26 protein-coding genes, 3 tRNA genes and 1 other RNA gene are annotated in these 24,829 nt (G+C 55.8%); 14 read left to right on the top strand and 16 right to left on the bottom strand.

Going from position 1 to position 24,829, the window contains the following annotated elements:
- The first annotated feature begins 2 nt into the window (after positions 1-2).
- The gene (locus CS910_RS03070) at positions 3-329 is read left to right on the top strand and encodes a transcriptional regulator (protein ID WP_099209680.1); all 327 of its coding nucleotides are present in this window, start codon (positions 3-5) and stop codon (positions 327-329) included.
- Here the strand turns inward: CS910_RS03070 and CS910_RS03065 are convergent.
- The 4 genes from CS910_RS03065 to CS910_RS03050 all read right to left on the bottom strand — a co-directional run bounded on the left by CS910_RS03065 (position 316) and on the right by CS910_RS03050 (position 4,302).
- Positions 316-1,983, bottom strand: a complete 1,668-nt coding sequence (locus CS910_RS03065; RefSeq protein ID WP_099209679.1) for a DUF4910 domain-containing protein — start codon at positions 1,981-1,983, stop codon at positions 316-318. The two genes, CS910_RS03070 and CS910_RS03065, sit on opposite strands and share 14 nt — an antisense overlap.
- A gap of 40 nt (positions 1,984-2,023) precedes the next feature.
- Positions 2,024-2,473, bottom strand: a complete 450-nt coding sequence (locus CS910_RS03060) for a hypothetical protein (RefSeq protein ID WP_099209678.1) — start codon at positions 2,471-2,473, stop codon at positions 2,024-2,026.
- The gene (locus CS910_RS03055) at positions 2,470-3,183 is read right to left on the bottom strand and encodes an RAD55 family ATPase (RefSeq protein WP_099209677.1); all 714 of its coding nucleotides are present in this window, start codon (positions 3,181-3,183) and stop codon (positions 2,470-2,472) included. The genes CS910_RS03060 and CS910_RS03055 overlap by 4 nt, the downstream gene beginning before the upstream one ends.
- A gap of 63 nt (positions 3,184-3,246) precedes the next feature.
- The gene (locus CS910_RS03050) at positions 3,247-4,302 is read right to left on the bottom strand and encodes a glycosyltransferase (RefSeq protein ID WP_099212397.1); all 1,056 of its coding nucleotides are present in this window, start codon (positions 4,300-4,302) and stop codon (positions 3,247-3,249) included.
- Between the two features lie 66 nt (positions 4,303-4,368).
- Between CS910_RS03050 and CS910_RS03045 the strand changes: the two genes are divergently transcribed.
- A tRNA-Pro gene (locus tag CS910_RS03045) sits at positions 4,369-4,446 on the top strand.
- Between the two features lie 475 nt (positions 4,447-4,921).
- Here CS910_RS03045 and CS910_RS03040 read toward each other — a convergent pair.
- The 8 genes from CS910_RS03040 to ffs form a co-directional block, all read right to left on the bottom strand.
- Positions 4,922-4,999, bottom strand: a tRNA-Gly gene (locus CS910_RS03040).
- 8 nt (positions 5,000-5,007) lie between these two features.
- Positions 5,008-5,084: transfer RNA gene (locus CS910_RS03035), tRNA-Phe, on the bottom strand.
- A 67-nt stretch (positions 5,085-5,151) separates the two neighbouring features.
- Entirely contained in the window at positions 5,152-5,871 is a 720-nt protein-coding gene (gene queC, locus CS910_RS03030; protein ID WP_099209676.1) for a 7-cyano-7-deazaguanine synthase QueC, read from the bottom strand.
- Entirely contained in the window at positions 5,868-6,278 is a 411-nt protein-coding gene (locus CS910_RS03025) for a PIN domain-containing protein (RefSeq protein ID WP_099209675.1), read from the bottom strand. The genes queC and CS910_RS03025 overlap by 4 nt, the downstream gene beginning before the upstream one ends.
- A complete protein-coding gene (locus CS910_RS03020; RefSeq protein WP_099209674.1) occupies positions 6,266-6,502 on the bottom strand; it encodes an AbrB/MazE/SpoVT family DNA-binding domain-containing protein in 237 nt (78 codons plus the stop codon). The genes CS910_RS03025 and CS910_RS03020 overlap by 13 nt, the downstream gene beginning before the upstream one ends.
- Positions 6,503-6,585: 83 nt before the next feature.
- A complete protein-coding gene (locus tag CS910_RS03015) occupies positions 6,586-7,488 on the bottom strand; it encodes a dihydroorotate dehydrogenase (RefSeq protein WP_099209673.1) in 903 nt (300 codons plus the stop codon).
- 34 nt (positions 7,489-7,522) lie between these two features.
- Complete coding sequence (locus CS910_RS03010) at positions 7,523-8,521, bottom strand: pyridoxal-phosphate dependent enzyme (protein WP_099209672.1); 999 nt, start codon at positions 8,519-8,521, stop codon at positions 7,523-7,525.
- Positions 8,522-8,568: 47 nt separating this feature from the next.
- Positions 8,569-8,882, bottom strand: an RNA gene (gene ffs / locus CS910_RS03005) — signal recognition particle sRNA.
- A 123-nt stretch (positions 8,883-9,005) separates the two neighbouring features.
- Between ffs and CS910_RS03000 the strand changes: the two genes are divergently transcribed.
- The 9 genes from CS910_RS03000 (at position 9,006) to CS910_RS02960 (ending at position 17,681) form a co-directional block, all read left to right on the top strand.
- On the top strand, positions 9,006-10,445 hold the full coding sequence (locus CS910_RS03000) for an FAD-dependent oxidoreductase (protein WP_099209671.1): 1,440 nt from the start codon (positions 9,006-9,008) through the stop codon (positions 10,443-10,445).
- Positions 10,442-10,951 carry a 4Fe-4S dicluster domain-containing protein gene (locus tag CS910_RS02995; protein ID WP_099209670.1) on the top strand — a complete coding sequence of 170 codons (510 nt, stop codon included), beginning with the start codon at positions 10,442-10,444 and terminating at the stop codon, positions 10,949-10,951. Before CS910_RS03000 ends, CS910_RS02995 begins: the two co-directional genes overlap by 4 nt.
- Position 10,952: 1 nt before the next feature.
- The gene (locus CS910_RS02990; protein ID WP_099209669.1) at positions 10,953-11,225 is read left to right on the top strand and encodes a (2Fe-2S)-binding protein; all 273 of its coding nucleotides are present in this window, start codon (positions 10,953-10,955) and stop codon (positions 11,223-11,225) included.
- Positions 11,218-12,384 (top strand): NAD(P)/FAD-dependent oxidoreductase, encoded by a 1,167-nt coding sequence (locus CS910_RS02985; protein WP_099209668.1) that lies wholly within the window; start codon positions 11,218-11,220, stop codon positions 12,382-12,384. The genes CS910_RS02990 and CS910_RS02985 overlap by 8 nt, the downstream gene beginning before the upstream one ends.
- Before the next feature lie 84 nt (positions 12,385-12,468).
- Positions 12,469-13,146, top strand: coding sequence for a UMP kinase (gene pyrH / locus CS910_RS02980; RefSeq protein ID WP_099209667.1), 678 nt, complete (start codon positions 12,469-12,471; stop codon positions 13,144-13,146).
- A gap of 80 nt (positions 13,147-13,226) precedes the next feature.
- A complete protein-coding gene (locus tag CS910_RS02975; protein WP_099209666.1) occupies positions 13,227-14,699 on the top strand; it encodes a potassium channel family protein in 1,473 nt (490 codons plus the stop codon).
- A gap of 111 nt (positions 14,700-14,810) precedes the next feature.
- Positions 14,811-16,130 carry an NAD(P)/FAD-dependent oxidoreductase gene (locus CS910_RS02970; protein ID WP_099209665.1) on the top strand — a complete coding sequence of 440 codons (1,320 nt, stop codon included), beginning with the start codon at positions 14,811-14,813 and terminating at the stop codon, positions 16,128-16,130.
- Between the two features lie 117 nt (positions 16,131-16,247).
- On the top strand, positions 16,248-17,108 hold the full coding sequence (locus CS910_RS02965; protein ID WP_223211919.1) for a hypothetical protein: 861 nt from the start codon (positions 16,248-16,250) through the stop codon (positions 17,106-17,108).
- A gap of 36 nt (positions 17,109-17,144) precedes the next feature.
- Positions 17,145-17,681: an RNA 2'-phosphotransferase gene (locus tag CS910_RS02960; RefSeq protein ID WP_099209663.1), complete on the top strand. Its 537-nt coding sequence runs from the start codon at positions 17,145-17,147 to the stop codon at positions 17,679-17,681.
- Here the strand turns inward: CS910_RS02960 and CS910_RS02955 are convergent.
- From CS910_RS02955 to CS910_RS02940, 4 genes are all read right to left on the bottom strand, one after another.
- Entirely contained in the window at positions 17,665-18,903 is a 1,239-nt protein-coding gene (locus CS910_RS02955; RefSeq protein WP_099209662.1) for an MFS transporter, read from the bottom strand. The two genes, CS910_RS02960 and CS910_RS02955, sit on opposite strands and share 17 nt — an antisense overlap.
- A gap of 73 nt (positions 18,904-18,976) precedes the next feature.
- Positions 18,977-20,137 (bottom strand): NAD(P)/FAD-dependent oxidoreductase, encoded by a 1,161-nt coding sequence (locus CS910_RS02950; protein WP_099209661.1) that lies wholly within the window; start codon positions 20,135-20,137, stop codon positions 18,977-18,979.
- Between the two features lie 2 nt (positions 20,138-20,139).
- Positions 20,140-21,618: an FAD-dependent oxidoreductase gene (locus CS910_RS02945; protein ID WP_099209660.1), complete on the bottom strand. Its 1,479-nt coding sequence runs from the start codon at positions 21,616-21,618 to the stop codon at positions 20,140-20,142.
- Between the two features lie 100 nt (positions 21,619-21,718).
- The gene (locus CS910_RS02940) at positions 21,719-22,885 is read right to left on the bottom strand and encodes an OBG GTPase family GTP-binding protein (protein WP_099209659.1); all 1,167 of its coding nucleotides are present in this window, start codon (positions 22,883-22,885) and stop codon (positions 21,719-21,721) included.
- Positions 22,886-22,988: 103 nt separating this feature from the next.
- Between CS910_RS02940 and CS910_RS02935 the strand changes: the two genes are divergently transcribed.
- The 3 genes from CS910_RS02935 to CS910_RS02925 all read left to right on the top strand — a co-directional run bounded on the left by CS910_RS02935 (position 22,989) and on the right by CS910_RS02925 (position 24,814).
- Complete coding sequence (locus CS910_RS02935; RefSeq protein ID WP_223211918.1) at positions 22,989-23,456, top strand: Lrp/AsnC family transcriptional regulator; 468 nt, start codon at positions 22,989-22,991, stop codon at positions 23,454-23,456.
- 70 nt (positions 23,457-23,526) lie between these two features.
- The gene (gene pfpI, locus CS910_RS02930) at positions 23,527-24,027 is read left to right on the top strand and encodes a deglycase PfpI (RefSeq protein ID WP_099209657.1); all 501 of its coding nucleotides are present in this window, start codon (positions 23,527-23,529) and stop codon (positions 24,025-24,027) included.
- Positions 24,028-24,082: 55 nt separating this feature from the next.
- Positions 24,083-24,814 (top strand): hypothetical protein, encoded by a 732-nt coding sequence (locus CS910_RS02925; protein WP_158523797.1) that lies wholly within the window; start codon positions 24,083-24,085, stop codon positions 24,812-24,814.
- Positions 24,815-24,829 lie beyond the last annotated feature (15 nt).

The raw sequence follows: 24,829 nt of genomic DNA, 5'->3' as shown, positions 1-24,829 counted from the left end.
AGATGAGCGACGTCTACGAGAGGCTCGAAGCTCTGCTCCGCTCGCTGGGCCTGAAGAGGACGGAGCTGAGGATATACCGTTTGCTCCTGGAGAAGAAGAGGCCGATGAGAGTTACCGAGATAGTTAAGGAGCTTGGCATAAGCGAGCGCTCCGTTCGGGAGCACGTCCTCAGTCTTTACCGAAGGGGAATGCTCAGGAGGGAGCTAATCCAGCAGGGCTGGCTCGGCTACACCTACACAGCAGTCTCCCCAAGCGAGCTCCTTGAGAACCTCAAGAAGTACATACTCGAACGGATAAACGAAATAGAGAAGGAGCTCAGGAAAGAGTGACTATTTTCGCTCCCTCAAGGACACTGACGAGCCTTTCAAGCTTTTCTTTATCCGCTCTGCCGTACTCCTCCTCGAGGGCTTTGAAGGCCCTCTCCTTTGGCAGCAGCTCCGAGAGCATGAGCAGTTCGTGGAGCTGGGCGTAGACCTTCCTGTCCTCGGTGAGCTTCTTGAACTCCTCGGCGTCTCCTCCATTCTGCCTAATCAGCCTCTCGTTGAGTATTCCCCGGAGTTTCCACTCAAGCCACGGCTCGCCCTCGAAGTCGTGGCCGAGCTCGAAGCCTATGAACCTTGAATCTCTCGCGAGGCCCTTCATGACGAGCTTCTCGCTCTCCTCGGTCTCGGTCTTCATTGAAACCTCTCCGAGGACCTTCATGGCGTAGCCCCTCGCGAAGCGCCTCAGCTTCTCCCTGTCCTCCTTTGCCAGAGTAAGAGCCGCCGCCAGAACCGCGTTTCCGATTATCGCGATTGTCTCAAGGCTGACCTTCTCGACGGTGTCCCCGCTCGAGTGATAAACCCTGTCGGGCCACGTTATCGGCATCGTTCCGGGGACGCCGAAGAAGTTGAAGATGTCGTGGTCGCTCCCCATCTCGTAGAGGTAAGCTTTAAAGGCCATCGCCGGAAGCTCGCTTCCCGAGAAGCTCTTGCCCCTCCTGTTGGTCAGCCCGATGAAGTGCTCGAGCAGGCCGGAAACGACGGAGAAGCGTGAGAATGGCGTTCTGACAAGCATCAGCGTTGAGCCGCTCCTGTCTGGGCTTCCCGCGACCATGTCGAGGTTTACGTTGGCGTAGAACTCTCCTTTTACCTTCTCAAAGAAGGCCTGCGTGCCGTGGTACTCAGGAATCCAGAGGAAGGCGAAGCCGAAGCGGAAGGAGTTATCGTAGGCCTCGCTGAGCTTCCTCGCGAGTTCTATGAGCATCGCGCTCCCGCTCGCGTTGTCGTTGGCCCCGGGCTTGGGGTGGCAGATGTGGGCCGAGAAGACGAGGTAGGGGGCTTCTCCCACCGTCGCGTAGAGCATCGGGAGGTCTTCCCTTTCCGGAGTTTCCACCTGGACGGAAACGCTTACCTCAACGCCACCTTTAAGGGATTTTGAAATCATATCCTTTGCCACGCTCTCAGGAACTGCCAGTGCGGGAATCCTCGCCCACTCAAGGTCGTCCCTCGTCAGGAACAGGCCGATGTAGGGATAGAACTCGCCGGTTCCCTCGCGGTAGGCTATGAAGGCCCTGGCGCCGGCCTCGTTGGCCCTTTTGTAGGCGTCTCTCCAGTTTCTCCTGACCAGAACGATTTTTCCCTCGGCCTTCTCCCAGTCCTCGTCGCGAAAAACAGGCAGGAGTTCGCCCTTGGCCTCTCCCTCGGGTGAGTGGGCCATTATCAGGAGCGGGCTTTCCTCCGTCGTCAGCTTCCTCTCGCCGTAGGACAGCTCCCCGCGAACTGGATTCCAAGCTATCGGCGAGGCCAGCGTTCCGTGCCAGGTTTTTCCGTCGTAGGTGGAACGTAAAAGCCTGTTCTCAACGCCGAGCCCGTCGAGCTTCTCCTTAATCATCTCGACGCTCTCAACGAGCTCCCTCGAGCCCTGAATCCTGTGGAACTCCGCTATCTCAGAAATCTCCTTCAGAACACGCTCCGGACTGAGCCGGACGTCGGGCAACTTCATGAAGACCACCGTATTAACGTGGAGAAGAAACTATAAAAGGCTAATCCCCGAGCCGGAGCATCTTCGGTGGCTCGAGATGTTTGAGTGTGTTAAGTAGTTCGGGCGGTAAAATCAGCTTCGTGCTCTGAAGGAACTCAACGTACTCGCGCTCCATTTCAGGCGTCGTTGGTGACCTCGAACCTAATTTGTGGAGCCCTTCTCCGGTTTCAGAGGGCCCAGCAACCTGAGGTCTCGGTTTCGTGGGAGTCTCCTTATCCACCTTGACGGCGAGTCCTTCGTAGAGCTTCTCCTCCCTGTCCCTCTTCCCAAGCTCCTTCCCCTTTCTGTAGGCATCTTTGACGAGCTCGTAGATGCCAAGTTCCTCGGCCTTCCGGTAGATTTCCTCCCTCTTCTGTCTTACCCACTCCGCCCACTCGCTGTGGCCCCTGAAGCCAACGAAGTAGCCGAACTGATATGCCTCCTTCAGGAGGTTCTTTTTCTCCTCGGTCATAGTGGGGCCTCCGGGTAGACCCTTATTCCGTCGGTCGTGAAGCGAAGCCTCTTCAGGTTGCTATCGTGCGGAACGCCGCGCATCTTGAGTATCTGGAGCGCCCTAACCATCTGGTAGTTGCGCATGAAGTGGTGGAGCACTATCACCCCATCGGCAAGGTAGTACTCGTCGGTGTACTTTTCAGAGCTGAGCATCTCGGCGAGGAGAAGGGTCGTGACCTCAAGGGAGCGGAGGAGCCTGACGAACCTTCCAAGGGCCTTTTTCTTTCCCGCAGGGTCGCTGACGAATGACTCGAAGAGGCTGAACGAGTCGATGACAACACGCTTGGCCTTTTCGCGCTTGATAATCTCGATGAGGAGCTTGAAAAGCTCGTCCCAGGTGAGCTCGCGGTTCGTGCTGAGGAGAATCTCACCGAGGTCGTAGAAGGCTATCCGCTTGGACTGAAAGTGCTCGAGGATTCCGAAGTTGTAGCGGAGCATGTCGCGCAGAATAACGTCCTGGGTCTCGAAGAGGGATATGAAGAGACCCTTCTCGTCGTTGTTGGCTCCCTCGACGAGGAACTGTATCCCGAGGGTAGTCTTACCGCTACCGGGCGGGCCAGTAATCAGATAAACCCTGCCCGGCAGGAAGCCACCGCCGATTAAGTTGTCGAGCCCAGGAACACCACTTGGCATTCTGTCCAATCCCTTGAGTAGCTCACCTACGTACATTTTCCGCGCACCCCATGAGGATTAGAAAAAAGCCAGTATAAAAGGTTACCCATTGGGAAAATTTCAACCCCACGTGACGTGTCTGTTGACGGCGAAGCGAACGACGAAAGAGGCACCGATGCCTATCAGGTTGGCTATGAGGTAGTGCAGGCCGAGCCACACGAGGGGCACGTATATCGCCCACTGGACGACGGCGCCGGTTAAGGCCGCGACGTGGAAGCTAACAAGTCTCTTCCAGAGGGGCTTTCTCTTGAGGTCTTTGAATGTCCACAGGTCGTTCCACAGGAAGTTGTTGAGTATCGCGAGCTCCGTTGCGGGAACGTTTGCGATGTACTTGCTGAGGCCGAGGTGAACGAAGAGCCAAAGGAAGCCCTCGTTGACGAGGACTCCTGAGAGGCCCACAAGCGAGAACTTTATCAGCCTGTCGAGCTCGCCCTCCCAGCGCATGAGCCGGTAAAGATGCCTCAGGTAGTTGAGCATCGTCTTCCCGCTCAGCTTGCTCTCGCCGGCCTTCCTCAGGCCAAAGACGAAGGGAACCTCGACGACCTTCCGGTAGTTGCCCTTGATTAGAATCTCCATGAGGATTTTGAAGCCGACCGGGTTCAGCTCAACGCCCTCGACGACCTCCCTCCTGAGGGCGAAGAAACCGCTCACGGGGTCCTTCACGTTCCGGATTTTCGGAAGGGCGAGGCGACCGAGCATTATCGCGCCCTTCGAGATGAGCTTCCTGTACCAGTACCAGTTCTTAACACCGCCCCCGGGGACGTATCTGCTGGCTATCGCTATATCGGCCCCGTCCTCTATCACCTTCAGGAGCTCGGGAATGACTTCGGGAGGGTGCTGTAAATCCGCATCCATCACGACGAAAACGTCGCCGGCTGCTTCCTTAAACCCCCTGATTACAGCCGATGATAGGCCCTTCTCGTCGGTTCTCCTGATTACTCTAACGGGATAATCCTTCGAGAGCTCCTCGGCGAGCTTCCAGGTTTCGTCAGGTGAATCGTCGTCAACGATGATAATTTCATAGTCGTAGCCCTTCAGGGCCTTTGAAATTCTCTCGAAGAGCTCGGGAAGGTTATCGCGCTCGTTGTACGTTGGGACGATGATGCTGATTTTCACTCTCCACACCCCGGGGTAGTAGTCCGTAAACTTTATAAGCACTGCGAAGTCCTTAAGAGCGGGCATGGGGCCGTGGGGTAGCTTGGTCTATCCTTCCGGCTTCGGGAGCCGGAGACCCGAGTTCAAATCTCGGCGGCCCCACCATTGCAGCCCTTTCTGACGAAAGCGCTGGCGGAATATATTGTGCTAATTCTAAGTGTTCATTGTGAAAATGGGGGTTTTCTTTTTCATAGCTCTCTATATGAGTGTTTCACTCTCTAAAGGTGCTAAGAGAGAAAACCCCCACAAGCAAGCTTTTGGAAAAAAGCTTCACCAAAGAAACTTTGCTGAGCAAAGTTTCATCAAAGTTTGTGATTCTTCCATCAAAGGTTTCTTTTGGAGTGTTTGCGCTTTTAATGGATTCTTGTAGAGTGCGAATTCCTAAATTTTGGGAGTTTCCTCGCTTGGGTTTGCTTTTCTCGCGCTCCGAAGGAGCGCTTTTCTGGAGAAACCCCTCTAAATAGCTCCTTTTGAAGAGAATTCCTTGAGAGTACTGCCACTTAAGAGTACAAACTCTCCAAATTATGCTCCAAAGAAGAATCACGAACCTTGGTCAAACTTCGCGCAGGCGAAGTTTGTGTGGTGCGGTGGCCGGGATTTGAACCCGGGTCACCGGCTTGGAAGGCCGGTGTCCTAGACCAGGCTAGACTACCACCGCGCAGAAAGTGGTGGGGCGAGGGGGATTTGAACCCCCGACACCCGGATCTTCAGTCCGGCGCTCTCCCAGGCTGAGCTACCGCCCCACGCCCAAAGATAAGGGCAGGGAAGAGATTTATAAATCTTGCGGTGGTGGGTGGACAGGTATGAGCATCAAATCTTCGGCTCGACGGCGTAAACGGTCCTGTCCTCCCCGATACCCTCAATGAGACCGCGGTGCCTCCTGACGCAGCTCTCGCACTGGCCGCAGTGTATCGGCTTGCCGTCCTCGGTGAAGCCCTTCGGCATGTAGCAGGAGTTGGAGTACTCGTACTTCGCTCCGAGCTCCTTCAAAAGGCGCGCTATGCCCCTCTTGTCGAGGTCTATGAGCGGGGCAACGACCTTAACCTCTGCCATCGTTCCATACTTTAGCATCTCGTTCATCCTCTCGACGAACTCGGGAGTGTTGTCCGGGAAGGTCGTCCCTTCTTCCGCGTTGAAGCCAACTATTATGTCCCCGCCTCCGAGTGCATCGAGGAGCGAAGCGGCAACGCTTATGAGGACGACGTTACGAGCTGGAACCCAGACGCTCTTGGCAGTCTCCTTTGCCCTCTCAAAGTCCTCAAGCTCCTCCGCGGTTACCTTCGGCGTCTCTCCACCGACGAGCGTCGTCCCCCTCAGTTTGGAGAACTCCTCGAGGAAGTCGAGGCGAACTATCTTCAGTGGAACTCCAAGCTCCTTCGAGAAGAACTCAGCAACCCTGTTCGTAACGCGCTCCTCGTTGCTCCCGTAGTTGATGACGAGCATTATGACCTCGTCGTAGTTCTTCTTCGCCCAGTAGAGGCAGGCCGTTGAGTCGAGTCCACCCGAAAACAGCACCACCGCACGCTTCATTTCAGCACCTCCGGGACGGTTTTAACCCCAACTTTCCCTGCACGGTTTCTAAGCTTTTTGTCGTAGCTCGCGAGGGTTCCGACTTCCTTGGCTATCGCGAGGATCACGGAGTCGTTGTAGTGCTTGAGACCGAGGTTTCCGAAGAGCTCAAAGGCCGAGAGTAAATACAGCCTATCATCGACGATTTCTGTCCTGGGTTCTTCAATTATCTGCTTAACCATATCTCCAGCGTTATTCGGGGGAACACCCATTTTTGCCAGTTGCCAGATGAGCTCATAGAGGGTTATTGTAGGCACGACCCACTTATCAAGGTTCATTAAGATGTCGAGGGCCTCTTCGTGTCTCTCGTAATCCTCAAACAGGGCATAAACGAAAAAGTTCGTGTCGATAACCGCTACTCTTCCCATGTCAATGCCTCCTCTATGGACTCCTCAATCATTCTTTCCATCTCTTCAAGGCTGTACTTTCTGCCCAGCCGGTAGGTCTTCCACTCTCTCCTCGCCCTTTTGATGACTATCTCGTCCCCCCTCAGCTCAACGGTGAGGTATTCGCCCTGCTTTATGCCGAGGGCCTTCCTTATCTCGGCCGGAATCGTTATCTGGTAGTTCCGGGTTACCTTCGTGACCGGCATAGTAGTTCACCATAGTATAGTAGGCTTTCCTCCTATAAAGCTCTTCTGGCAGAAGGAGTATGGGACAAAAACGGAATAAAACCTCACTCAAGGGCGAGGCCGACTATCTCCTCCACGCTCGAAAAGCCCTCGTCCTCGAGGTAGGTTTCGATGCCCTCGTTGATTTCCCTGAAGACCTTCCATCCCCGAAGCGAGACGGCAGTTCCAATCTGGAGCGCCGATGCACCAGCGAGGAGGAACTCAATAGCATCTTGCCAGGTCGTTATTCCGCCGATGCCTATCACTGGAACCTCTAGAGCCCTCGCGAGGTCGTAAACTGCCCTGAGCGCGACGGGCTTAACGCCGGGCCCGGAGTAACCGCCAACGCGGTTGCTGAGGATTGCTTTCCTTGCGTAGATGTCAATCGCTATCGCCTTCAGCGTGTTTATGGCCGAGACTGCATCGGCTCCCGCCTTTTCAGCGGCCAAGCCGAGCTTCGTGATGTCGTCTATGTTCGGCGTCAGCTTCGCGATAACCGGCTTATCGGTGGCGTCCTTGACGGCTTTCACGACCTCGTAGACGTTCTCCGGGTTCTGGCCGATTTCCATGCCGTAGCCCCTCGCGTGGGGGCAGCTGAGGTTCAGCTCGAATGCATCCGCCACGTCGCTCAGCTTTTGGGCTAAGAAGGCGAACTCCTCCGGCGTTCCGCCGAAAATCGAGACTATCAGCGGGAAGTCAAAGGTGTAGCCCTCAACCATCTCAAGGAAGCCCCTCCAGCCCGGGTTCGGCAGGCCCATCGCGTTTATCAGGCCGTAGGGAAGCTCGACGATTGTGGGGTTGTCGTAACCTTTCCTCGGCTCGATTCCGATGGATTTCGTAACGACCCCGCCGGCTCCCTCCTCGTGCGCTCGAATCCACTGCTCCGGAACCTTGTCGTTGATTCCCGATGCGAGAATGAGCGGGTTCTCGAACCTTACCCCGAAAAGCTCGACCTCAAGGCTCGCCATCTTGACACCTCAAAGGCAAAAAGGGGGAGGAACTTTAAGCCTTTTGGATTAGCTCGAGCATCTCCTCGCCGTAGTGGAAGACCCCCGGGAAGCCGCCGGTGTGGATGAAGAGCACGGTTTCGCCGAGTTCTCCCTTCTCGGCCATCTCCATGAGGCCGTAGAAGGCCTTTCCGGTGTAGACCGGGTCGAGGATTATTCCCTCGCTCGTGCCGACGAACCTTATGAGCTCGGCGACCTCCTTCACTATCTTTCCGTAGGCTCCGAAGCCGTAGTCGTGGATTTCAGGCTCGGGAACTTCAACGGTAGCTCCGATTAGCTCCGACGCCTCAAGGGCGAGTTTCTTCACGCGCTCTCCCAGGCCTTCAACGAAGCCGCCGACGTCCATGCCGACGACCTTCCAGCGAGCCTTCACGAGGGCCGAGCCGAGGAGCAGGCCTGCCAGAGTTCCCCCACTGCCAACTGCATCAACGACCGAGTCGAACTCAACGCCGAGCCTTTTCATCTGTGTGTGGATTTCCCCAACGGCCCTCACGTAGCCGAGCGTTCCAACCGGGGAGGCTCCACCTGCGGGAATGAGGTAGGGCTTTCTGCCCTCTTTCTTCAGCTCTTCGGCAACCTCCTTGGCAAGCGGCCAGAGCTCGCTCGTCTTCTCGACGCTGTAAACCCTCGTCTCTATCCCCATCAGCCTGTCGAGGAGGTAGTTGCCCCTGAGCTGTTCCTTGCCGCGGAGGACGAGAACGGCATCTAATCCGAGGCTTTTTGCAGCGAGAGCGGTGACGAACGCGTGGTTGGAGTGAACGGCACCGGTGGTTATGACCGTGTCGCAGCCTTTAGCTATCGCGTCGCCGAGCAGGAACTCAAGCTTCCTGACCTTGTTTCCGCCGATTCCGAAGCCTGTCAGATCGTCGCGCTTGACGTAGACGTCAACGCCAAGCCTTTCGCTTACCTTCGGGAGGTACTGAATCGGGGTTTCCCACCTTATCAGCTCAACCCTCGGAAACCTCGCGAGAAGCGAACCTATCTTCGGGTGCATCGGGGTCACCGTTAAGAGTCGCATAGAACCGTTCAAAAGTTTAGCGGCGGCGGGCGCGCCCGGGGGTGGGAACCCTCCGCCGCGCCCCTCCACCGGGGCTCCCTCACCCCCGCTACCCCGGGAGCGCCGAACGTCCCGCCTACCGCTGCTCCCTTCCGGGCCTGGCGGGGTTCGGCGGGCAAAGGGCGTTAGCCCGGCCCTCCAGCCGGACCTCGCCCACCGCCGGCCCCCCGGGACGAGGGCTCATCGTTGCACCCCGGCTTCGGGGCGCGGTTTTGGGAACCGCCCCCCGGGCTTCGGCCCCGGCATATCGGCGGTTTCCGGTTACAGGGGACGCCGAACCCCCCGGCCTAGCCCGCCGCCAACGTTAGTTCCAAGGGCTGATATATAAAGGTTTGGTAGGTGGGAAAACCAAAGGTGAAGAACCTTCGGATTGAAAAATTTTCATAAGCATTGTTGGTCATCAGCTCATAGGTGACGCTTAATGCGCCTCAATGAACATCCCATTCTCAGGTTTGAACGCGGAAAGGAGGTTACAATATACTTCGAAGGAAAACCACTCAAAGCCTACGAGGGCGAGACGATAGCAACAGCTTTACACGCCGCGGGAGTCAGGGTCCTCAACTACTCCCCAAACGAAAAGCGCCCGAGGGGTCTCTTCTGCGCCATCGGCAAGTGCTCCTCCTGCCTGATGGTCGTCAACGGAATTCCAAACGTCAGGACGTGCATAACCCTCGTCGAGGACGGCATGAAGATAGAGCGCCAGCGCGGAAGGTCCAGGCTCCCGACTAAGGCCAAGCCGCCGGAATTCAAAGATGCGAAGGTCGTTAGGGCGGACATCATAGTCATAGGCGGCGGCCCGGCAGGACTGATGGCGGCAATCCACGCATCGAGGGCCGGGGCCAAGGTTGTCCTCATAGACGAGAACCACACCCTCGGCGGCCAGCTCGTCAAGCAGACCCACAAGTTCTTCGGCAAGCGCGAGCAGTTCGCGGGAGTCAGGGGAGTGGAAATCGCGAGAATCCTCGAGGAGGGGCTGAGGGAGAGCGAGAACGTCGAGGTCTTTCTCGAAACTTCAGCGGTTGGCATCTTCCAGGAGGGCGAAGAGAAGCTCGTCCTGGCAGTCAGAAAGGAGCGCGAGCTCATAGAGTTCCGGGGAAGGGCAGTTATCGTCGCCACCGGCGCGATGGAGAGGATGATTCCCTTCGAGAACAACGATTTGCCCGGGGTTTACGGCGCCGGAGCAATCCAGACGCTCATGAACACCTACGGCGTCAAACCCGGAGACAGGGTTCTCATCGTTGGAGCGGGAAACGTGGGGCTCATCCTCGCCTACCAGCTCATCCAGGCCGGCGTCGAGGTGAAGGCGATAGTCGAGGCCATGCCCAAAGTCGGCGGTTACTTCGTCCACGCGGCGAAGGTCAGGCGTCTTGGAGTTCCGATACTCACGAGGCACACCATCCTCCGCGCCGAAGGAAGGGAAAAGGTCGAGAGGGCCGTTGTGGCCCAGCTCGACGAGAACTGGAGGCCGATTCCGGGAACCGAGAAGACCTTCGAGGTCGACATCATAGCGCTCGCCGTTGGTCTGAGGCCCAGCATCGAACTGCTCCACCAGGCCGGCTGTCAGATTCGCTACGTCCGCGAGCTGGGAGGCCACGTGGCGGTTCGCGACGAATGGATGGAAACGACCGTTCGGGGAATCTTCGTTGCGGGAGATTCGGCCGGAATTGAGGAGGCAACCACCGCGATGCTTGAGGGCAAGATAGCGGGAATAGCAGCAGCGCTGAGGCTCGGAATAGCGGACGAGAGCTGGGTTGGGGAGATAGAGAAGGCCCAGCGCGACCTCGACGAGTTCCGCTCCGGGCCCTTCGGCAGGCACGTGGCGGAGGGGATTAGGAAAATACTCGCGGAGGCGAGAGCATGAGCGAGATACCGCCCTACCTCCAGAGGGGATACCTAACCCCCGAGGAGCTGTTCTCAATAATTCCGAAGCCGAGCGAGGAGAGGCTCAGGAAGAGACCCGTCGCAGTTCCCGAGTGTCCCCAGGAGATACCGTGCGCCCCGTGCAGGGAGATATGTCCGACGGGCGCGATAAACATGCCCACCCCGAACGACCTGCCGATTGTCGACTACGACAAGTGCATCGGTTGCTCCCTCTGCGTCCAAATCTGCCCCGGCCTGGCGTTCTTCATGGTGCACTACGTCGGCGACAAAGCGCGCATAACGATGCCCCACGAACTCCTTCCGGTTCCCGAGAAGGGCGAGGAGGTCGTTCTTCTCAACAGGGTCGGCGAGCCGGTCGGAAAGGGGAAGGTTCTCACGGTCGTTCCGAGGGAGAAGAGCAAGGGAGACACGCCGATAATCGTCGTCGAGGTGCCGATTGAGCTGGCATGGGATGTTCGGGCGGTTAGGGTTGAACGGAAGGGATGACATGACCGGAAAGAAAATCGTCTGCCGCTGTAACGACATAACGGTTGAAGACGTCGAGAGACTCATAGATTCAGGCGTCACGGACATCGAGGAGATTAAGAGGCTCCTCCGCGTCGGCATGGGGCCGTGCCAGGGGAGGACGTGCATTCCAATCGTAATCTCAATCCTCGCGAGGAAGATGGGGAAGAGGCCCAAGGAGATACCGCTTCCGAAGGCGAGGGTTCCGATTCGGCCGGTTCGCGTAGAGGTCATCGTGGGTGGTGCCGATGAGTAGAATCGCGGTAATCGGAGGCGGGATAATAGGGGTCGCCACTGCCTACGAGCTGGCCAAGCTCGGCGAGGAGGTGGTTCTCTTCGAGAAGAACTACTTCGGCTCGGGCTCCACCTTCCGCTGTGCCACTGGAATACGCGCCCAGTTCACGGACGAGGCGAACATTAAGCTCATGAAGCACTCGGTCGAGCGCTGGGAGAAACTCGAGGAGGAGCTTGGGGCGGATATAGGCTTCAACCAGACTGGCTACCTGTTCTTAGCGACGAGCGAGGAGGAGGTTGAGGCGTTCAAGGCCAACATAAAGCTGCAGAACCGCTTCGGCGTCCCGACGAGGCTCATCGACATGGACGAGGCGAAGGAGATAGTGCCCATCCTCAACACCGAGCCGTTTTTGGCGGGAGCGTGGAACCCGAAGGACGCCAAGGCGAACCCCTTCAAGACGCTCTTCGCCTATCTGCAGAAAGCGAGGGAGCTTGGCGTTGACGCGCGCGAGCACACAGAGGTCGTTGGACTTGAGCGCGAGGGAGATACCATAACCGCTGTAAAGTTCAGGAGCAACGGGAAGGTTGAGAGCGTTAAGGTTGACGCGGTTCTAAATGCCTCCAACGCCTGGGCGCCTCTAATCAACGAGATGGCCGGCTTAAAGCGCGACCTCGTCCCAATTAAGGCCTACAAGCACCAGCTCGTCAAAACGGAACCGCTTGAGAGGGGACAGGCAGAGCCTTTGGTGTGCCCGCCAGCGTGGGAAGACGCCTACATAATTCAGGACGGAGAGGACGGCGGAATCATCTGCGGTGCGGGGATAGAGCACGAAGCGAAGAGCTTAGAAGATGTGGAACCCACCTACGACTTCCTGCGCGGGGTTCTCAGGTGGGCAGTGAGAATCGCCCCTCCGCTCCGCTACGCCCACGTTGTAAGGCAGTGGGCCGGCTTCTACGCCAAAACGCCCGACAGCAACCCGGCAATCGGGAAGCTCTTGGACAACTTCTACATCGCGGCGGGCTTCTCCGGACACGGCTTCATGATGGCGCCGGCCGTTGCCCAGGCCATGGCCGAGCTAATCTCGAAGGGCCGCTCCAGGGTCCCGCTAGACTGGGAGTGGTACAACCCGTACCGCTTCGAGCGCGGAGAGCTGAGAAGCTCGGCGTTCCAGATTGGGTGAGCTTTTTCTCCGGCTTTCCCTTTTAACATCCCTCCGTCAAGAAAAAGGTTATAAATCGAGCCGATTAGCACCGTGAGGGTCGTCATGAGAATCGTCTTCGACATAGGTGGCTCTGTTCTCGTTCCCGAAGACCCGGACGTCGAGTTCATCAAGGCGATAGCGTACGAGCTCATCAAGATAAGCGAGGATCACGAGGTGGCGGTTGTTGTCGGCGGCGGCAGAGTGGCGCGCAAGTACATAGAAGCCGCGAAGACATTCACGCCCAACGAGACCTTCAAGGACTACATAGGAATCCACATCACGAGGGCGAACGCGATGCTCCTGATAGCGGCGCTCGGCGAGAAGGCCTATCCCTTCGTCATTCAGGACTTCCGTAAGGCGTGGGAAGTCATACAACTCAAGAAGATACCGATAATGGGCGGAACTCATCCCGGCCACACCACAGATGCCGTTTCGGCTCTCCTCGCCGAGTACCTTCAGGCCGACCTTCTTGTCGTCGTCACCAACGTGGACGGCGTCTACGACTCTGACCCGAGGAAGAACCCGAACGCAAGGAAGCTCGACAAGATAACACCGGAAGGGCTCGTCGAGATTGCGATGGAGGCCGAGAGTAAAGCCGGCGGAAGCGGTGTCGTCGATGCCTTGGCGGCGAAGTTCATCCAGCGCGGGCGGATAAGGACCTACATCGTCGGCAAGAAGGACGCCTATCATCTCTTCGATGTCGTGAGAGGAAAGCACAGCGGGACTGTGGTGGAGCCTTGAAGTCTTTCTTTTGATTTTGGTTGCTGACTAATTTTGCTGAGCCAAAATGTTTTTATCATCAAGTTCGGTAATATACAGCCATGTGCAAGATGGCACACTTCGGGAACTGCGACCCTGAGACGGCAGACCAAGAGTACTGCATTTTTCATAAGCCAGACAAGAGTGAGAGGGATATTAACATTTTTTGGTGGAAGTTCTTTAGTAAATTCAAACCAAAAATTGAGGAAAGAGAGATTGATGGCAACAAACAAAAGGTTCTTGTTTTTGAAAACCCAGTAGATGCAAAAGGTTTTGTTTTTCCTGAAGTACCCTCAAAACCAACATGGATGCCGGGAGGATGGAAGTTCTGTAACAGGGGATACAACTCCGAGTGTATTGATTTTAAGGGTGCTGTGTTTAAAGATAATGTAAGCTTTTATCATGCGATGTTTGGAGGAGCGATATCGTTTGAACATGCTACCTTTGAGAAGTTCGCATGCTTTAACGAGGTTAAGTTTGCTAAATCAGTATCATTCGAGAGTGTCAATTTTGGTGGGGATATATCGTATCACAAAAAAGAAATTGACATAATATCACGTGACAACTTATGTCCTAAACTTATTAAAGAAGTTAATCCGGAGAAACATAAATATATTGGCCCAGTTCCTATCACTTCATTTGTAGATTCAGTTTTTAATGGAAAGGTTAGTTTTAAGGGAGCAAGATTCCACGAAGGGGTATGGTTTAAAGAATGTAGGTTTAAGCACATAGTTGATTTTACCCATGTAGTATTCGAATCCAATGTTAAATTTAGCAATTCTATTTTTGAACGTTATGTTACATTTGTTGGATACGTTGAACCTATATACGCCGAGTCAAGAATTACAAGTATATATAGGTGTAAAGAACATAGGTTTAAAGATCTTTTATTTTTTTCAAATTGCGATTTTAGATTAGGAATTGATTTCTTAGGGATGTTAAATGAAAAACTGTTATTCACTGGTAGTTTGTGGGGTTTTTTCACATCATGTTTTAAAAAATACCAAGCTCTCTCCGAAGCTGCTCGTCTCCAGAGATTAAGTTTTGAAAGAGAGGGAAAAAGAAACGACGCAGATAAAATGTTCATAATTGAAATGAGAGCCAAGAGAAGAATGAGATTAGAAGTTACTGAAAGTGGACTTCTTAGGTTGTTGTTTAGGATAGTAAATTTTTTTGAATGGCTTTTAGCTGATTTGCCATCAGAATACGGTACGAACTGGCGCAGGATTTTAACGGCATCTGGGGCTGTCATTGGTATTATGGGGCTTGTTTACTGGATTCTCTCGAGATTTTCCAAAAAAGTTTTTCTTGGAATTCCTCTTGGCACAATCTATACCTGCAAACACTGCGCGGTTAATGGAATTCCAGGGTTCCTCAACGCCCTCTACTACTCCCTCGTCACCTTCACGACCCTTGGCTACGGGGACATGCACCCAACGGGCTGGCTCAAGGCTTTGAGCGCCCTTGAAGCCCTAACCGGAGCCGTCTTCATGGCCCTCATCGTCGCGGTGATAGCGAGGAAGTGGATGCGCTGACGGAAAACCTTGACGTTTGTCTCCTCTCCTGCGCATTCTTTTTGAAAAGGCAACGCCCTTTCCAAAGCCAACTTTTTATACCTCCGCGCCCTTCTCAAGCTGGTGGTGCTCATGAAAATCGTCGTTATCGGTTCTGGAACAGCGGGAAGCAACTTCGCCCTCTTCATGAGGAAGCTCGACAGGAAGGCGGAGATAGTTGTCATCGGGAAGGAAAGCACGATGCAGTACTCGCCCTGCGCCCTACCGCACGTCATCAGCGGGACGATAGAGAAGCCAGAAGACGTCATCGTCTTCCCGAACGAGTTCTATGAAAAACAGAAGATAAAGCTCATGCTCAACACCGAGGCGAAGGCGATAGACCGCGGGAGGAAGGTTGTAATCACCGACAAGGGTGAGGTCCCCTACGACAAGCTCGTTCTGGCGGTTGGTTCCAAAGCTTTTGTCCCGCCGATTAAAGGAATTCAGAACGAGGGCGTCTTCACCCTCAAGAGCCTCGACGACGTGAGGAGGATTAAAGCTTACATCGCCGAGAGGAAGCCGAAGAGAGCAGTCGTCATCGGCGCGGGTCTAATCGGCCTTGAGGGGGCTGAAGCTTTTGCCAAGCTCGGAATGGAGGTTCTGGTCGTCGAGCTTATGGACAGGCTCATGCCGACGATGCTCGACAAAGACACCGCGAAGCTCGTCCAGAAGGAGATGGAAGCCAACGGCGTCTCCTTCCGCTTCGGCGTTGGAGTCAGCGAGATAATCGGCAGTCCCGTCGAGGCGGTTAGAATAGGCGAGGAGAAGGTTCCGGCCGAGCTGGTTCTCGTTGCTACGGGCGTCAGGGCCAACACAGACCTCGCAAAGGAGGCGGGGCTTGAGGTTAACAGGGGAATAGTGGTCAACGAGCATCTACAGACAAGCGACCCGGAGGTCTACGCGATAGGCGACTGCGCCGAGGTGATAGATGCGGTAACTGGGGAGAGAACGCTCAGCCAGCTCGGAACGAGCGCTGTTAGGATGGCGAAAGTGGCAGCGGAGCACATAGCAGGAAAGGACGTCTCATTCAGGCCCGTCTTCAACACGGCCATAACCGAGCTCTTCGGCCTCGAGATAGGGACCTTCGGAATAACAGAGGAGCGGGCGAAGAAAGAAGGGATTGAAGTTGCCGTCGGCAAGTTCAAGGGCTCAACGAAGCCCGAGTACTACCCCGGCGGAAAGCCGATAACGGTCAAGGTTCTCTTCAGGAAGTCGGACAGGAAGCTCGTCGGCGCGCAGATAGTCGGCGGTGAGAGGGTCTGGGGCAGGATAATGACGCTCTCGGCCCTGGCTCAGAAGGGAGCGACGGTAGAAGATATCGTTTACCTTGAGACAGCCTACGCCCCGCCGATAAGCCCGACGATAGACCCGATAAGCGTCGCGGCGGAGATGGCGCTGAGGAGGCTCAGGTGACCTCTTTTCTTTTTGATATCCCACGCACAAGAGGAAATTTTTAAAGTGTGGAAGTTGTACGTACCGACGGGTTCCCCCTCCACGTTAAACGAATCTGCTCGTGTAACCGAAAAGGTGATGGCTATGCGAAAGCTCGCCCTTGTTCTGGTATCTGTTATCCTGGTGGCGCTCGTTTCGGGGTGCGTTTCAACCGGGTCCCCCGGCGCTTCAAACGTCACCTCCGGGAGCTATACAGGAACGACGAGCCCGGCAGCATCGGGGCCAAAGCTCTACACGACCGAGGAACTTCTGGAGAAGATGAAGGGGATAGAGCAGTTCACCTACTTTGAGAACACCAGCCTCAAGCTCACGATGAACCTGGCCGTCGGCAACCTCACGCAGAGCGAAAACGTGACCATCATATACCGGAAGGCCGGCTACGTGGACCTGAAGGACAGGGAAGCTTCCATCAACATAACCACGATTACATTCCCGGGCGGGGCTTCAGTATTCACCCGTCAGCTTGTCAAGGGCAACGACATATACATCTTCGCAAGCGGGAGCTGGATTAAGCTCACCAACGCGACGTCGAAGCTGAACGTTTCGAAGATACTGAACTTTACCTGGGAGTACAACACCGTGTCGTTTGCCATGAAGTACCTCAAGAGGAAGCCCTCCAACGTCAGCTACGCCAACGGCACTGAACTGCTCTACTACCCAATCACAAAGGCGGACCTCGAGGCCATAGCTTCGGCCTTCCTGGGCCCCAATACCAACGTCAGCCTGAACGTCACGAACGGGATTCTTGAGCTGAGGTTCAGAAACGGAACCTTCGTCGGGGGCAGAATGGCATACAGAATAGAAATGACGCTCAGAACGGTGCAACCGACTGGAACGCCCGTCGAAGTTCACGAGGTGGGCCACGTCTACGACGAGTTCGTCGTTAAGGATATCAACGTCAAAAAGCCCGTTCACGTTCCGGCATCGTACAGGGCCTGAGAAACGCTTTTCTACTCCATTTCCATTTCCCAACCGATGAACCGCGTGAAGGTCAGCAAGCTCATGGCATACGTTCTCAGGCACTCGCCGGAAGAGTTCGGATTGAAACCGGATAGCGAGGGCTTCGTCCCGCTGGACGAGCTCGTGAAAGCGCTCCAAACGGTTTATCCCGACGTTACCGAGGAGTTCGTGAGGGAGATAGTTGAAAGGGACTCCAAGGGGCGCTACGAGATAAGGGGAGGTAAAATCCGCGCCCGCTACGGTCACAGCTTCAAAGTTGACCTCGACCACGAGGAGGACACGGAATCGAGGGTTCTCTACCACGGCACGCCGAGGAGAAACCTCCCGAGGATTATGCGCGAGGGACTTAAACCGATGAAAAGGCAGTTCGTTCACCTAACGACGAGTAAAAGCGAGGCCCTTGAAACGGGCAGAAGGCACGGGAGGGACGTGGTCCTGCTCATCATAGATGCGGACTGCCTGAGGAGAAGGGGCCTGAGGGTTTACAAAGCCGGAAAGAACGTGAGAATCGTTGAGCGCGTTCCGCCCGAGTGCATCACCCTGGCAGTCTGAGGGCGAGCAGAAAGGCCAGCCCGAGGGGAATCAGCGTGCTCATGAAGTTCAGCTGGAAGCTTATTCCCGAGAAGTAGCCACCGAGGAGAGGCCCGACGACCCAGCCAAGGCTCATCATGGCGTTGAGCAGGCCCATTCCCTGGGCCCTCTCGCTCACCCTGACGTTCTGCGCCACATAGGCGGAGGTCGAGTTTATTGTCAGAACCCACTTGACGCCCGAGAGGAAGGCAACCCCAAACACGAGCCAGACGTTTCTAACGACGGCATAGAGCAGGAAGGCCAGGGCATAGCCCGCTATCGCTATTAAATAGAACCTCTTCGCGCCGTGCCTGTCTATCAGCTTCCCGAGGAAGTAACCGGTTAACGCCGCGGCGAGGCTCTCGATGCCAAAGATAACTCCAACGCTCCACTCGCCGAAGGTCTCCTTGAAGTAAACGGAGGAAACGCTGTAGAACTGCCCGCTGGCGACCATGACGAGGAAGACCGTGACGTAGAAGAGCCCGAGGTGCCCGCGCATGAGCTTCCTGAAGGCCGAGCCCTTGACCGTCGCCCGCCAGCTCTCCCTGCCTTCCTGCACGAGAATCATGCCGAGGAGGGAGCGCCTTCCCGTCGGACGCTCGCGGATTAGAAGGACTATTCCTGCGGATACGAAGAGGAGAAGGCCGGAGATTAGGAAGAGCTTCCTGACGCCGAGGTAGCCGACTATCGCGGAGCCGAGGAAGTTGCCCACCATATACCCGGCGTTCTCGATGGAGTTGAAGAGGCCGAATATCGAGCCCGCCCTCGTGGAGAGCTCGGAGATTAAGGCCGAATGCGCTGGAGTCATGGCGGAACCGAAGACCCCTTGAAGGGTCCTCAGGATTAGGACGCCGGTGGCCGAGCCGACGAAGGCCATTGCGGTATAGAAGAATCCTATCGAGGCCACGCCGAAGGCTATGAAACCTTTCCTGTTGCCGGTTGAGTCGGAGAGCCAGCCGAAGGGGTACTGGAAGACCGTCGAGGTCAGGTTGAATGCCACGCTCAGAAGGCCGACCATGAACATGCTCGCGCCGAGGAGGCGCATGTAGACGCTGAGATAGGGGAAGGCCATTCCGAATGAAACGTTGGCGATGAACATGGCTATGGCCAAGATTACGACGTTCCTCCGCTTAACCCGGAGCTTCTTGAGCTTGAGCGTTTTCTCGCGCTTTCCCTGGGTGACAACGAGTTCTCGCCTGCTCATCGCTGGGAGAACCGGCGAGGGGCTTATAAAATTTCCGTCGAAATGGTAAGAAAAGGGTGGAAATCGTGGGCAATCAGCCCATCTGGAGCGCTTCCCCGCGGAGTTCACCGCGCTCGAAGCGGTACGGGTCGTACCACTCGACCGGCAGGTCGGTTCTGCCCTTCGTAATCAGGTCCGCCACCATCTCCGCCACCGCTGGAGCCATCATGAAGCCGTGCCCGCTGAAACCTGCGGCAATGTAATAGTCGCTCAGTTCCTCGATTTTCCCTATGGCTGGATTGCTGTCCGGTGTCTTTGCGTAGTAGCCGGCCCAGGTTCTCAGTATAAGGAGCTCCCTCAAAGCGGGGATAATCTTGGTGAAGTAATAGCTCACCTCGCGCATGAACTCGTAGGTTGGATTGAGGTCGTAGGTTGGCCCGAGTTCGTAGCCGACCCCGCCGACGACGCCACCGTGCGAGGTCTGCGTTAGGTAGGCGTGGCCGTACTTGAAGGATATGACCATAGGCTTAATAGCCCCTTTCCTTATGGGCTGTGTGATGACCGCTTGGTGCTTGTAGGGCTCTATCGGAATTCTTACGCTTATCCCGGCCATCGCGTTGATGAGCTTGGCCCAGGCGTTGGTGGCGTTCACGACTATACCGGTCTTTATCGTTCCCCTGTTCGTTTTCAGGCCCTTAATCTCGCCGTTCTCGATGACGAAGTCCTTGACCTCGGTATACTCGACGAGCTTAGCACCGAACTCCTCGGCCTTTATCGCGAACTTCGCGGTTGCATGGAACGGGTCGGCCTTTCCGTCTGTTGGGTTCCAGGAAGCGGCGATGACCTCGCTGATGTCAAGGAGCGGAACTATCTCCTTGGCCTCTTCCGGCGTTATGAGCCTCGTCGGAACGCCGAAGCGGTTCTGTATCGCGATGTTGCGCCTGAACTCCTCGACTTCATCGTCGTCGTAGAGCAGGAAGAGGTAGCCGGTCTGCTCGAAGGAGAAGCCGTACTCCTCGCTGTACTTCTTCCACAGCTCGACGGAGCGCTTCATAACCTGAACGTTGGCCTCGTCGTTGAACTGCTGTCTTATGCCCGTTCCGCAACGGAAGGTGGAGCCCGAGCCGATGAAGCGCTTCTCTATTACAGTGACCTCCTCACCGCGTTTAGCCAGCTCGTGCGCTATCGTAACGCCGACTATTCCGCCACCGATAATCGTTATCTCGCTCATTTCGGGAAGTTCCTTCGTCGGCATCTTCAATCCCTCCCCGCGGGGACCTTCATGCGGATGTTCTTGAGCGGGGGCCTCGCGACGGGAATGTCAAGCCCCTCCATCGGCGTTCCGGTTCTCTGGGACACAACGACGGCACCGTTGAAGAGGCAGAAGCGTCCCTGGCAGAAGCCCATGGCGAGGTGGGTCAGCCTTTTGATTATCTGGAGGTCGGTGATGCCGGACTTCACGACGTCGTCGACCTTTCTCAGCGTCACGTCGCAGCCGCAAATCTGGACGTCCTCGCCGTTGAACTCGTCGAGCGGAAGCCTGTGGACTGGAACTGCTATCGGCTCGTAGTTCTTGAGCCTCTCCTCGTAGACGCACGGCTCGGCCTCGAAGCCGAACTCCCTGAGGATGTAGGCACCTACGAGCCTTCCCTCAAGGTAGTTCGCGTAGTGGGGCTTTATTGAAACCGCACTGCCTGCAACGTAGATTCCCTCGCGGATTCTATGACTTGAGTCGAGAACCGGACGGTAGTAGCCGCGCTTGAAGTACAGCTTTCCGCCAGCTTGAGTTACGGGGTTTATGTCCGGTCTTCTGCCGTCGGAGACTATGACGGCGTCGACCTCGTAAACGTTGCCGTTTGCATCTATGAGCCTTTCGACCTTCTCGTTGCCCTCAACGCGCTTCGGGTTGGGCACGACGACGTACTCAATCCCCCAGCGGTCGAGTTCGGCCGTCAGCTCCTCCGGAAAGGCCCCGACGACAGCGACCTTCTTTCCTGGCGCAACTCCCCAGACGTTCATGACTTCGAGCGCGTCGCTCCTCCTGAATACGCCGGGGTAATCGTTGTTCTCGAAGAGCATGATGTTGTCAACGGCTCCGGTAGCCAAAACCACGCGCTTGGCGAGGAGCTCAATCAGCTGGTCGCCCCTAACGATAGGCACGAGGAAGTACTCGCCCTTGTCGAAGACACCTATCGCGACGCTCTTCAGGAAGACGCGGGTGTTCTCTGGCAAATCGGTGAGCTCCTTCAGGGCCTCCCTGGGGTCTCCAAAGCCCTCCTGCTCGACGCCCTTAACCTTCAAATCACCGCCGAGCCAGCCCTTCTCCTCGATTATCGCCGTCGTGAGCCTTCCGCCGATTTCCTTGATGACGCCGAGGCCGGCCGGACCGGCGCCGATAACGGCCACGTCAACAACATAGCGGAGAACGGGCTTGTCCTCGTCGATTTCTACATTCTCCTGGAAGTCGCCGTAGCCCTGTCTCTCAAGCCTCATGCCGTCCTTTACGGCGGTTTTCCTCGCGTTGATGTTCTTGACGCCGTTGACGACCATCGGAACCGGGCCGAAGGTGAAGGCGCCCCTCTTTCTGCCCTCGGTGCTCGTGGTGAGCCAGTAGACCCCGTTCGCGAGAAGCGCGACGGTAATCTTTTCGCCCTCGTAGGCTTCCAGGGGTTGCCCCTCGAAGTAAATCGTGACTCTCTTAGAAGGGTCCTTCTCGGTAAGGTCGAGCTTTCGCATGCTCCCACCCCGAAAATTTTACGGTAAGCGTTCAACCATATACACCGATGCTTATAAACGTTAGGTTGTACAAAGAAGGTTAAAGACGCTGGAAGAAGGGTCACCTTGCGTGAATCTCCACTATGTCGCCGTCCTCGAGCACGTGGTCGGCACCGACTCTCTGGCCGGGAAACTTGACGCTCTTGCCCCAGACCCTTGCATAGCGGAAGTTCTTGGCGAAGTCCTTGTGAATCCTCTCGGCTAAATCCATGACGGTAGAGCCCTTCTTAAGCGCGACCGGCGGATAAGCCGGCTCTTCACCGGGGCTCTTGGTGAAGACGCGGATGATTCCGGCCAAATCGTAGAGCTCGTCCTTCAGCTTGTCAAGGTTTATGCCCTTCTTCGCCGATATCGGGATTATTTTGAAGCGGTCGCCGTAGGCCTTAACCAGCTTCTCGTAGTTCTCCCTGCTCCCAGGAGCGTCGCCCTTGTTGGCTATGATTATGGCCCTCCTCCAGACGAGGCTCTCGTCTATGGCATCGGCGAACTCCTCGAGCGTCACCGGCTCCTTGACCGTTATCTCAGCCGAGTGTATGCGCTCCTCGCGGAGCATCTTCATGACTTCCTGAATGTCGCCCTTTATGTTCTCCTGGCCGTTGATGACGATTCCACCCATCGCTGTTCTCTTGATTTCGACTCTCGGCTTCCTCTTGTTGACCTTTATTCCGGCTCTCTCGAACTCCCTCAAAAGAATCTCCATCTGCTTGACCGGGTCCTGGGAGAGGTCAACGACTATCGCTATGGCATCGGCGTTCCTTATGACGCTCAGGAGCTGTGGGCCCATTCCTTTACCCAGAGCGGCGCCCTCAACGAGGCCGGGAACCTCAACGAGCTGGATTTGAACGTCCTTGTGGTGCATCATTCCCGGAATCGGCTGAACGGTTGTAAAGGCGTAATCTGCAACGTCCGCATCGACGTTTGTTAAAGCCTTGAGGAGGGAGCTTTTGCCAACGTTCGGCAAACCAGCGAGGACTATCTGGGCAGCCCCTTCCTTCTTAACGGCTATGGAAGGCCCGCCACCACCTTTGCGCATCTGCCTCTGCTTCTCAAGCTCCTTTCTGAGCTCCGCTAACCTGCGCTTTATCTGGAGGCGGAGCTTTTCGGTCCCCTTGTGCTTTGGGACTGTTGCGTACATCTTTTCAAGGGCTCGAATCTTCTCAGGAATCGTCTTTGCGTTCCTGTACTCCTCCTCTGCGGCAAGGTACTCCGCTGTTACGTTCGTTGGCATTCCTGCCCACCCCCGGCCCGGAACTAAAAGACGAACGGCGTTTTATAAACGTATGGTTATCGAGAATCGGCAAATTTATAAGGAATCCTGAAAATTTTCCACGATGGTGATGGAAATGACGAGGAGCGGTCTCGATGAAGTTGATAGGAGGATACTCACCATACTTCAGCGAAACAGTAGAACTCCTCTCCGTGAGATTTCTAAGGAAGTTGGCCTCGCCGAATCAACCATCTACGAACGCATAAAGAAGCTGAAGGATAGGGGAATAATAAAGAAGTTCACGGTCATTCTCGACCCGGACTCACTGGGCTTCAAGATTCTCGCCTTCATTCTCATAAAGGCCCGCGCCGGGATGTACGGCCACGTCGCGGACGAGCTCAAGAAGTACCCCCAGATATGCGAGGTCTACGAGACGACCGGGGACTACGACATGCTCGTCAAAATTAGAACGAGGAGCAGTGAAGAGCTCAACGAGTTCCTCGACAAGATTGGAGAGGTCGACGGAGTCGAATCAACCCACACGATGGTCGTCCTCGAGACCCACAAGGAAACGACCGAGCTCCCGCTCTAACCATTTTTGTCCAGTTAGGGTTATAAGCGGTCACCCATATATTCTTCTGAACGTTAAGGGGGTGATTGAAGTGAAGGTTCTGTTCCTCAGCGCCAACGATTTTGAGGACGTCGAGCTGATTTATCCGCTTCACAGGCTCAAGGAAGAGGGCCACAAGGTCTACATAGCGAGCTTCGAGCGCGGGAAGATTACCGGAAAGCACGGCTACACCGTTGAGGTTCAGCTGACCTTTGACGAGGTTGACCCGGATGAGTTCGACGCCCTCGTTCTTCCTGGTGGAAGGGCACCGGAGAGGGTAAGGCTCAACGAGAAGGCCGTGGCGATAGCGAAGAAGATGTTCGAGGACGGAAAGCCGGTCGCGAGCATCTGCCACGGGCCACAGATACTCATCTCGGCCGGGGTGCTCAGGGGCAGGAAGGGAACGAGCTACGCCGGAATAAGGGACGACATGAGGAACGCTGGAGTAGAATGGGTGAATGAGCCGGTTGTCGTTGACGGCAACTGGGTCAGCTCAAGGCACCCCGGGGATTTGTACGCCTGGATGAGGGAGTTCGTCAAACTGCTCCGCTGAACTCTTCTTTCCCAGTTTTTGTGTAAAGTTTATACGGAAATATGATATTGTTCTCATGGGTGAGTCCATGAGGAGGGGTGGCATTCACGTTCTCGCGCTTGGCATTTTCCTGCTCGTTCTCCTGGTCGCAGGCACGATAACGGTGCTGGCCGTGAGCGGGAAGATAACACTAAACGGTTCCGAGCCCAAGAAGACTGCAGGCAGGATAGTCAAGGTGGGGACGTTTAATTTTTCAGTCTCAGGTTTAAAGGTCGTAAACGTCAACGGCGGCGTCTCGATTGTCCCGGCCAACGTGAGCGGAGTTGCCGTCAGGAGCAATCTCCCCGTCAGGGCGAGCCTTCAAAACGACGTCATAACCGTCTACTGCCCCGCGAAGCACGCGCATCTCGGCGGGGGGACAATCTGCGACGATTACAGGAATGGAACGGTAATTGTAGAGGTTCCTGCGAAGCTCGATTGCTTGACTGTTGAGAACGTCGTTGGGACCGTTTACGTTGACGTGAACGCGACGAACGTGGAGCTCTCCAATATCGTTGGGACGGTTAAGGGGCGCGCGTGGGCGGACTACACCGTTTCGAACATCGTGGGTAACGTTTACATCAACGTGAGGGAGCGGGCCACCGTCAGCGACGTGGTTGGAAACGTGGTCATTGCGGTTCCATCCGGGAAGGGTGCGGTTCTCAAAGCGAAGAACGTTATGGGCAACGTCCTCAACGACGCCACCGGAAACGGGTCGGTTGAGGTCTCCGTGAACGACGTGGTTGGAAACGTCGAGGTTGGGGGTTGACTTTTTAAGGCCCCA

This window comes from Thermococcus henrietii, from assembly GCF_900198835.1.
GTDB lineage: Archaea > Methanobacteriota_B > Thermococci > Thermococcales > Thermococcaceae > Thermococcus > Thermococcus henrietii.
This window is presented reverse-complemented; position numbering and strand designations above follow the sequence as displayed.

Coding starts and splice junctions, on each gene's coding strand:
- CS910_RS02985 (WP_099209668.1), top strand. CDS start 11,218: ATGAGTAGAATCGCGGTAATCGGAGGCGGGATAATAGGGGTCGCCACT.
- CS910_RS02995 (WP_099209670.1), top strand. CDS start 10,442: ATGAGCGAGATACCGCCCTACCTCCAGAGGGGATACCTAACCCCCGAG.
- CS910_RS03060 (WP_099209678.1), bottom strand. CDS start 2,473: ATGACCGAGGAGAAAAAGAACCTCCTGAAGGAGGCATATCAGTTCGGC.
- CS910_RS02955 (WP_099209662.1), bottom strand. CDS start 18,903: ATGAGCAGGCGAGAACTCGTTGTCACCCAGGGAAAGCGCGAGAAAACG.
- CS910_RS03025 (WP_099209675.1), bottom strand. CDS start 6,278: ATGGGAAGAGTAGCGGTTATCGACACGAACTTTTTCGTTTATGCCCTG.
- CS910_RS02970 (WP_099209665.1), top strand. CDS start 14,811: ATGAAAATCGTCGTTATCGGTTCTGGAACAGCGGGAAGCAACTTCGCC.
- CS910_RS03070 (WP_099209680.1), top strand. CDS start 3: ATGAGCGACGTCTACGAGAGGCTCGAAGCTCTGCTCCGCTCGCTGGGC.
- pyrH (WP_099209667.1), top strand. CDS start 12,469: ATGAGAATCGTCTTCGACATAGGTGGCTCTGTTCTCGTTCCCGAAGAC.
- CS910_RS02950 (WP_099209661.1), bottom strand. CDS start 20,137: ATGCCGACGAAGGAACTTCCCGAAATGAGCGAGATAACGATTATCGGT.
- CS910_RS03010 (WP_099209672.1), bottom strand. CDS start 8,521: ATGCACCCGAAGATAGGTTCGCTTCTCGCGAGGTTTCCGAGGGTTGAG.
- CS910_RS03055 (WP_099209677.1), bottom strand. CDS start 3,183: ATGTACGTAGGTGAGCTACTCAAGGGATTGGACAGAATGCCAAGTGGT.
- CS910_RS02940 (WP_099209659.1), bottom strand. CDS start 22,885: ATGCCAACGAACGTAACAGCGGAGTACCTTGCCGCAGAGGAGGAGTAC.
- CS910_RS03065 (WP_099209679.1), bottom strand. CDS start 1,983: ATGAAGTTGCCCGACGTCCGGCTCAGTCCGGAGCGTGTTCTGAAGGAG.
- CS910_RS02965 (WP_223211919.1), top strand. CDS start 16,248: ATGGCTATGCGAAAGCTCGCCCTTGTTCTGGTATCTGTTATCCTGGTG.
- CS910_RS02960 (WP_099209663.1), top strand. CDS start 17,145: ATGAACCGCGTGAAGGTCAGCAAGCTCATGGCATACGTTCTCAGGCAC.
- queC (WP_099209676.1), bottom strand. CDS start 5,871: ATGAAGCGTGCGGTGGTGCTGTTTTCGGGTGGACTCGACTCAACGGCC.
- CS910_RS02935 (WP_223211918.1), top strand. CDS start 22,989: ATGGTGATGGAAATGACGAGGAGCGGTCTCGATGAAGTTGATAGGAGG.
- CS910_RS02990 (WP_099209669.1), top strand. CDS start 10,953: ATGACCGGAAAGAAAATCGTCTGCCGCTGTAACGACATAACGGTTGAA.
- CS910_RS03000 (WP_099209671.1), top strand. CDS start 9,006: ATGCGCCTCAATGAACATCCCATTCTCAGGTTTGAACGCGGAAAGGAG.
- CS910_RS03015 (WP_099209673.1), bottom strand. CDS start 7,488: ATGGCGAGCCTTGAGGTCGAGCTTTTCGGGGTAAGGTTCGAGAACCCG.
- CS910_RS02945 (WP_099209660.1), bottom strand. CDS start 21,618: ATGCGAAAGCTCGACCTTACCGAGAAGGACCCTTCTAAGAGAGTCACG.
- CS910_RS02975 (WP_099209666.1), top strand. CDS start 13,227: ATGTGCAAGATGGCACACTTCGGGAACTGCGACCCTGAGACGGCAGAC.
- CS910_RS03020 (WP_099209674.1), bottom strand. CDS start 6,502: ATGCCGGTCACGAAGGTAACCCGGAACTACCAGATAACGATTCCGGCC.
- CS910_RS02925 (WP_158523797.1), top strand. CDS start 24,083: ATGGGTGAGTCCATGAGGAGGGGTGGCATTCACGTTCTCGCGCTTGGC.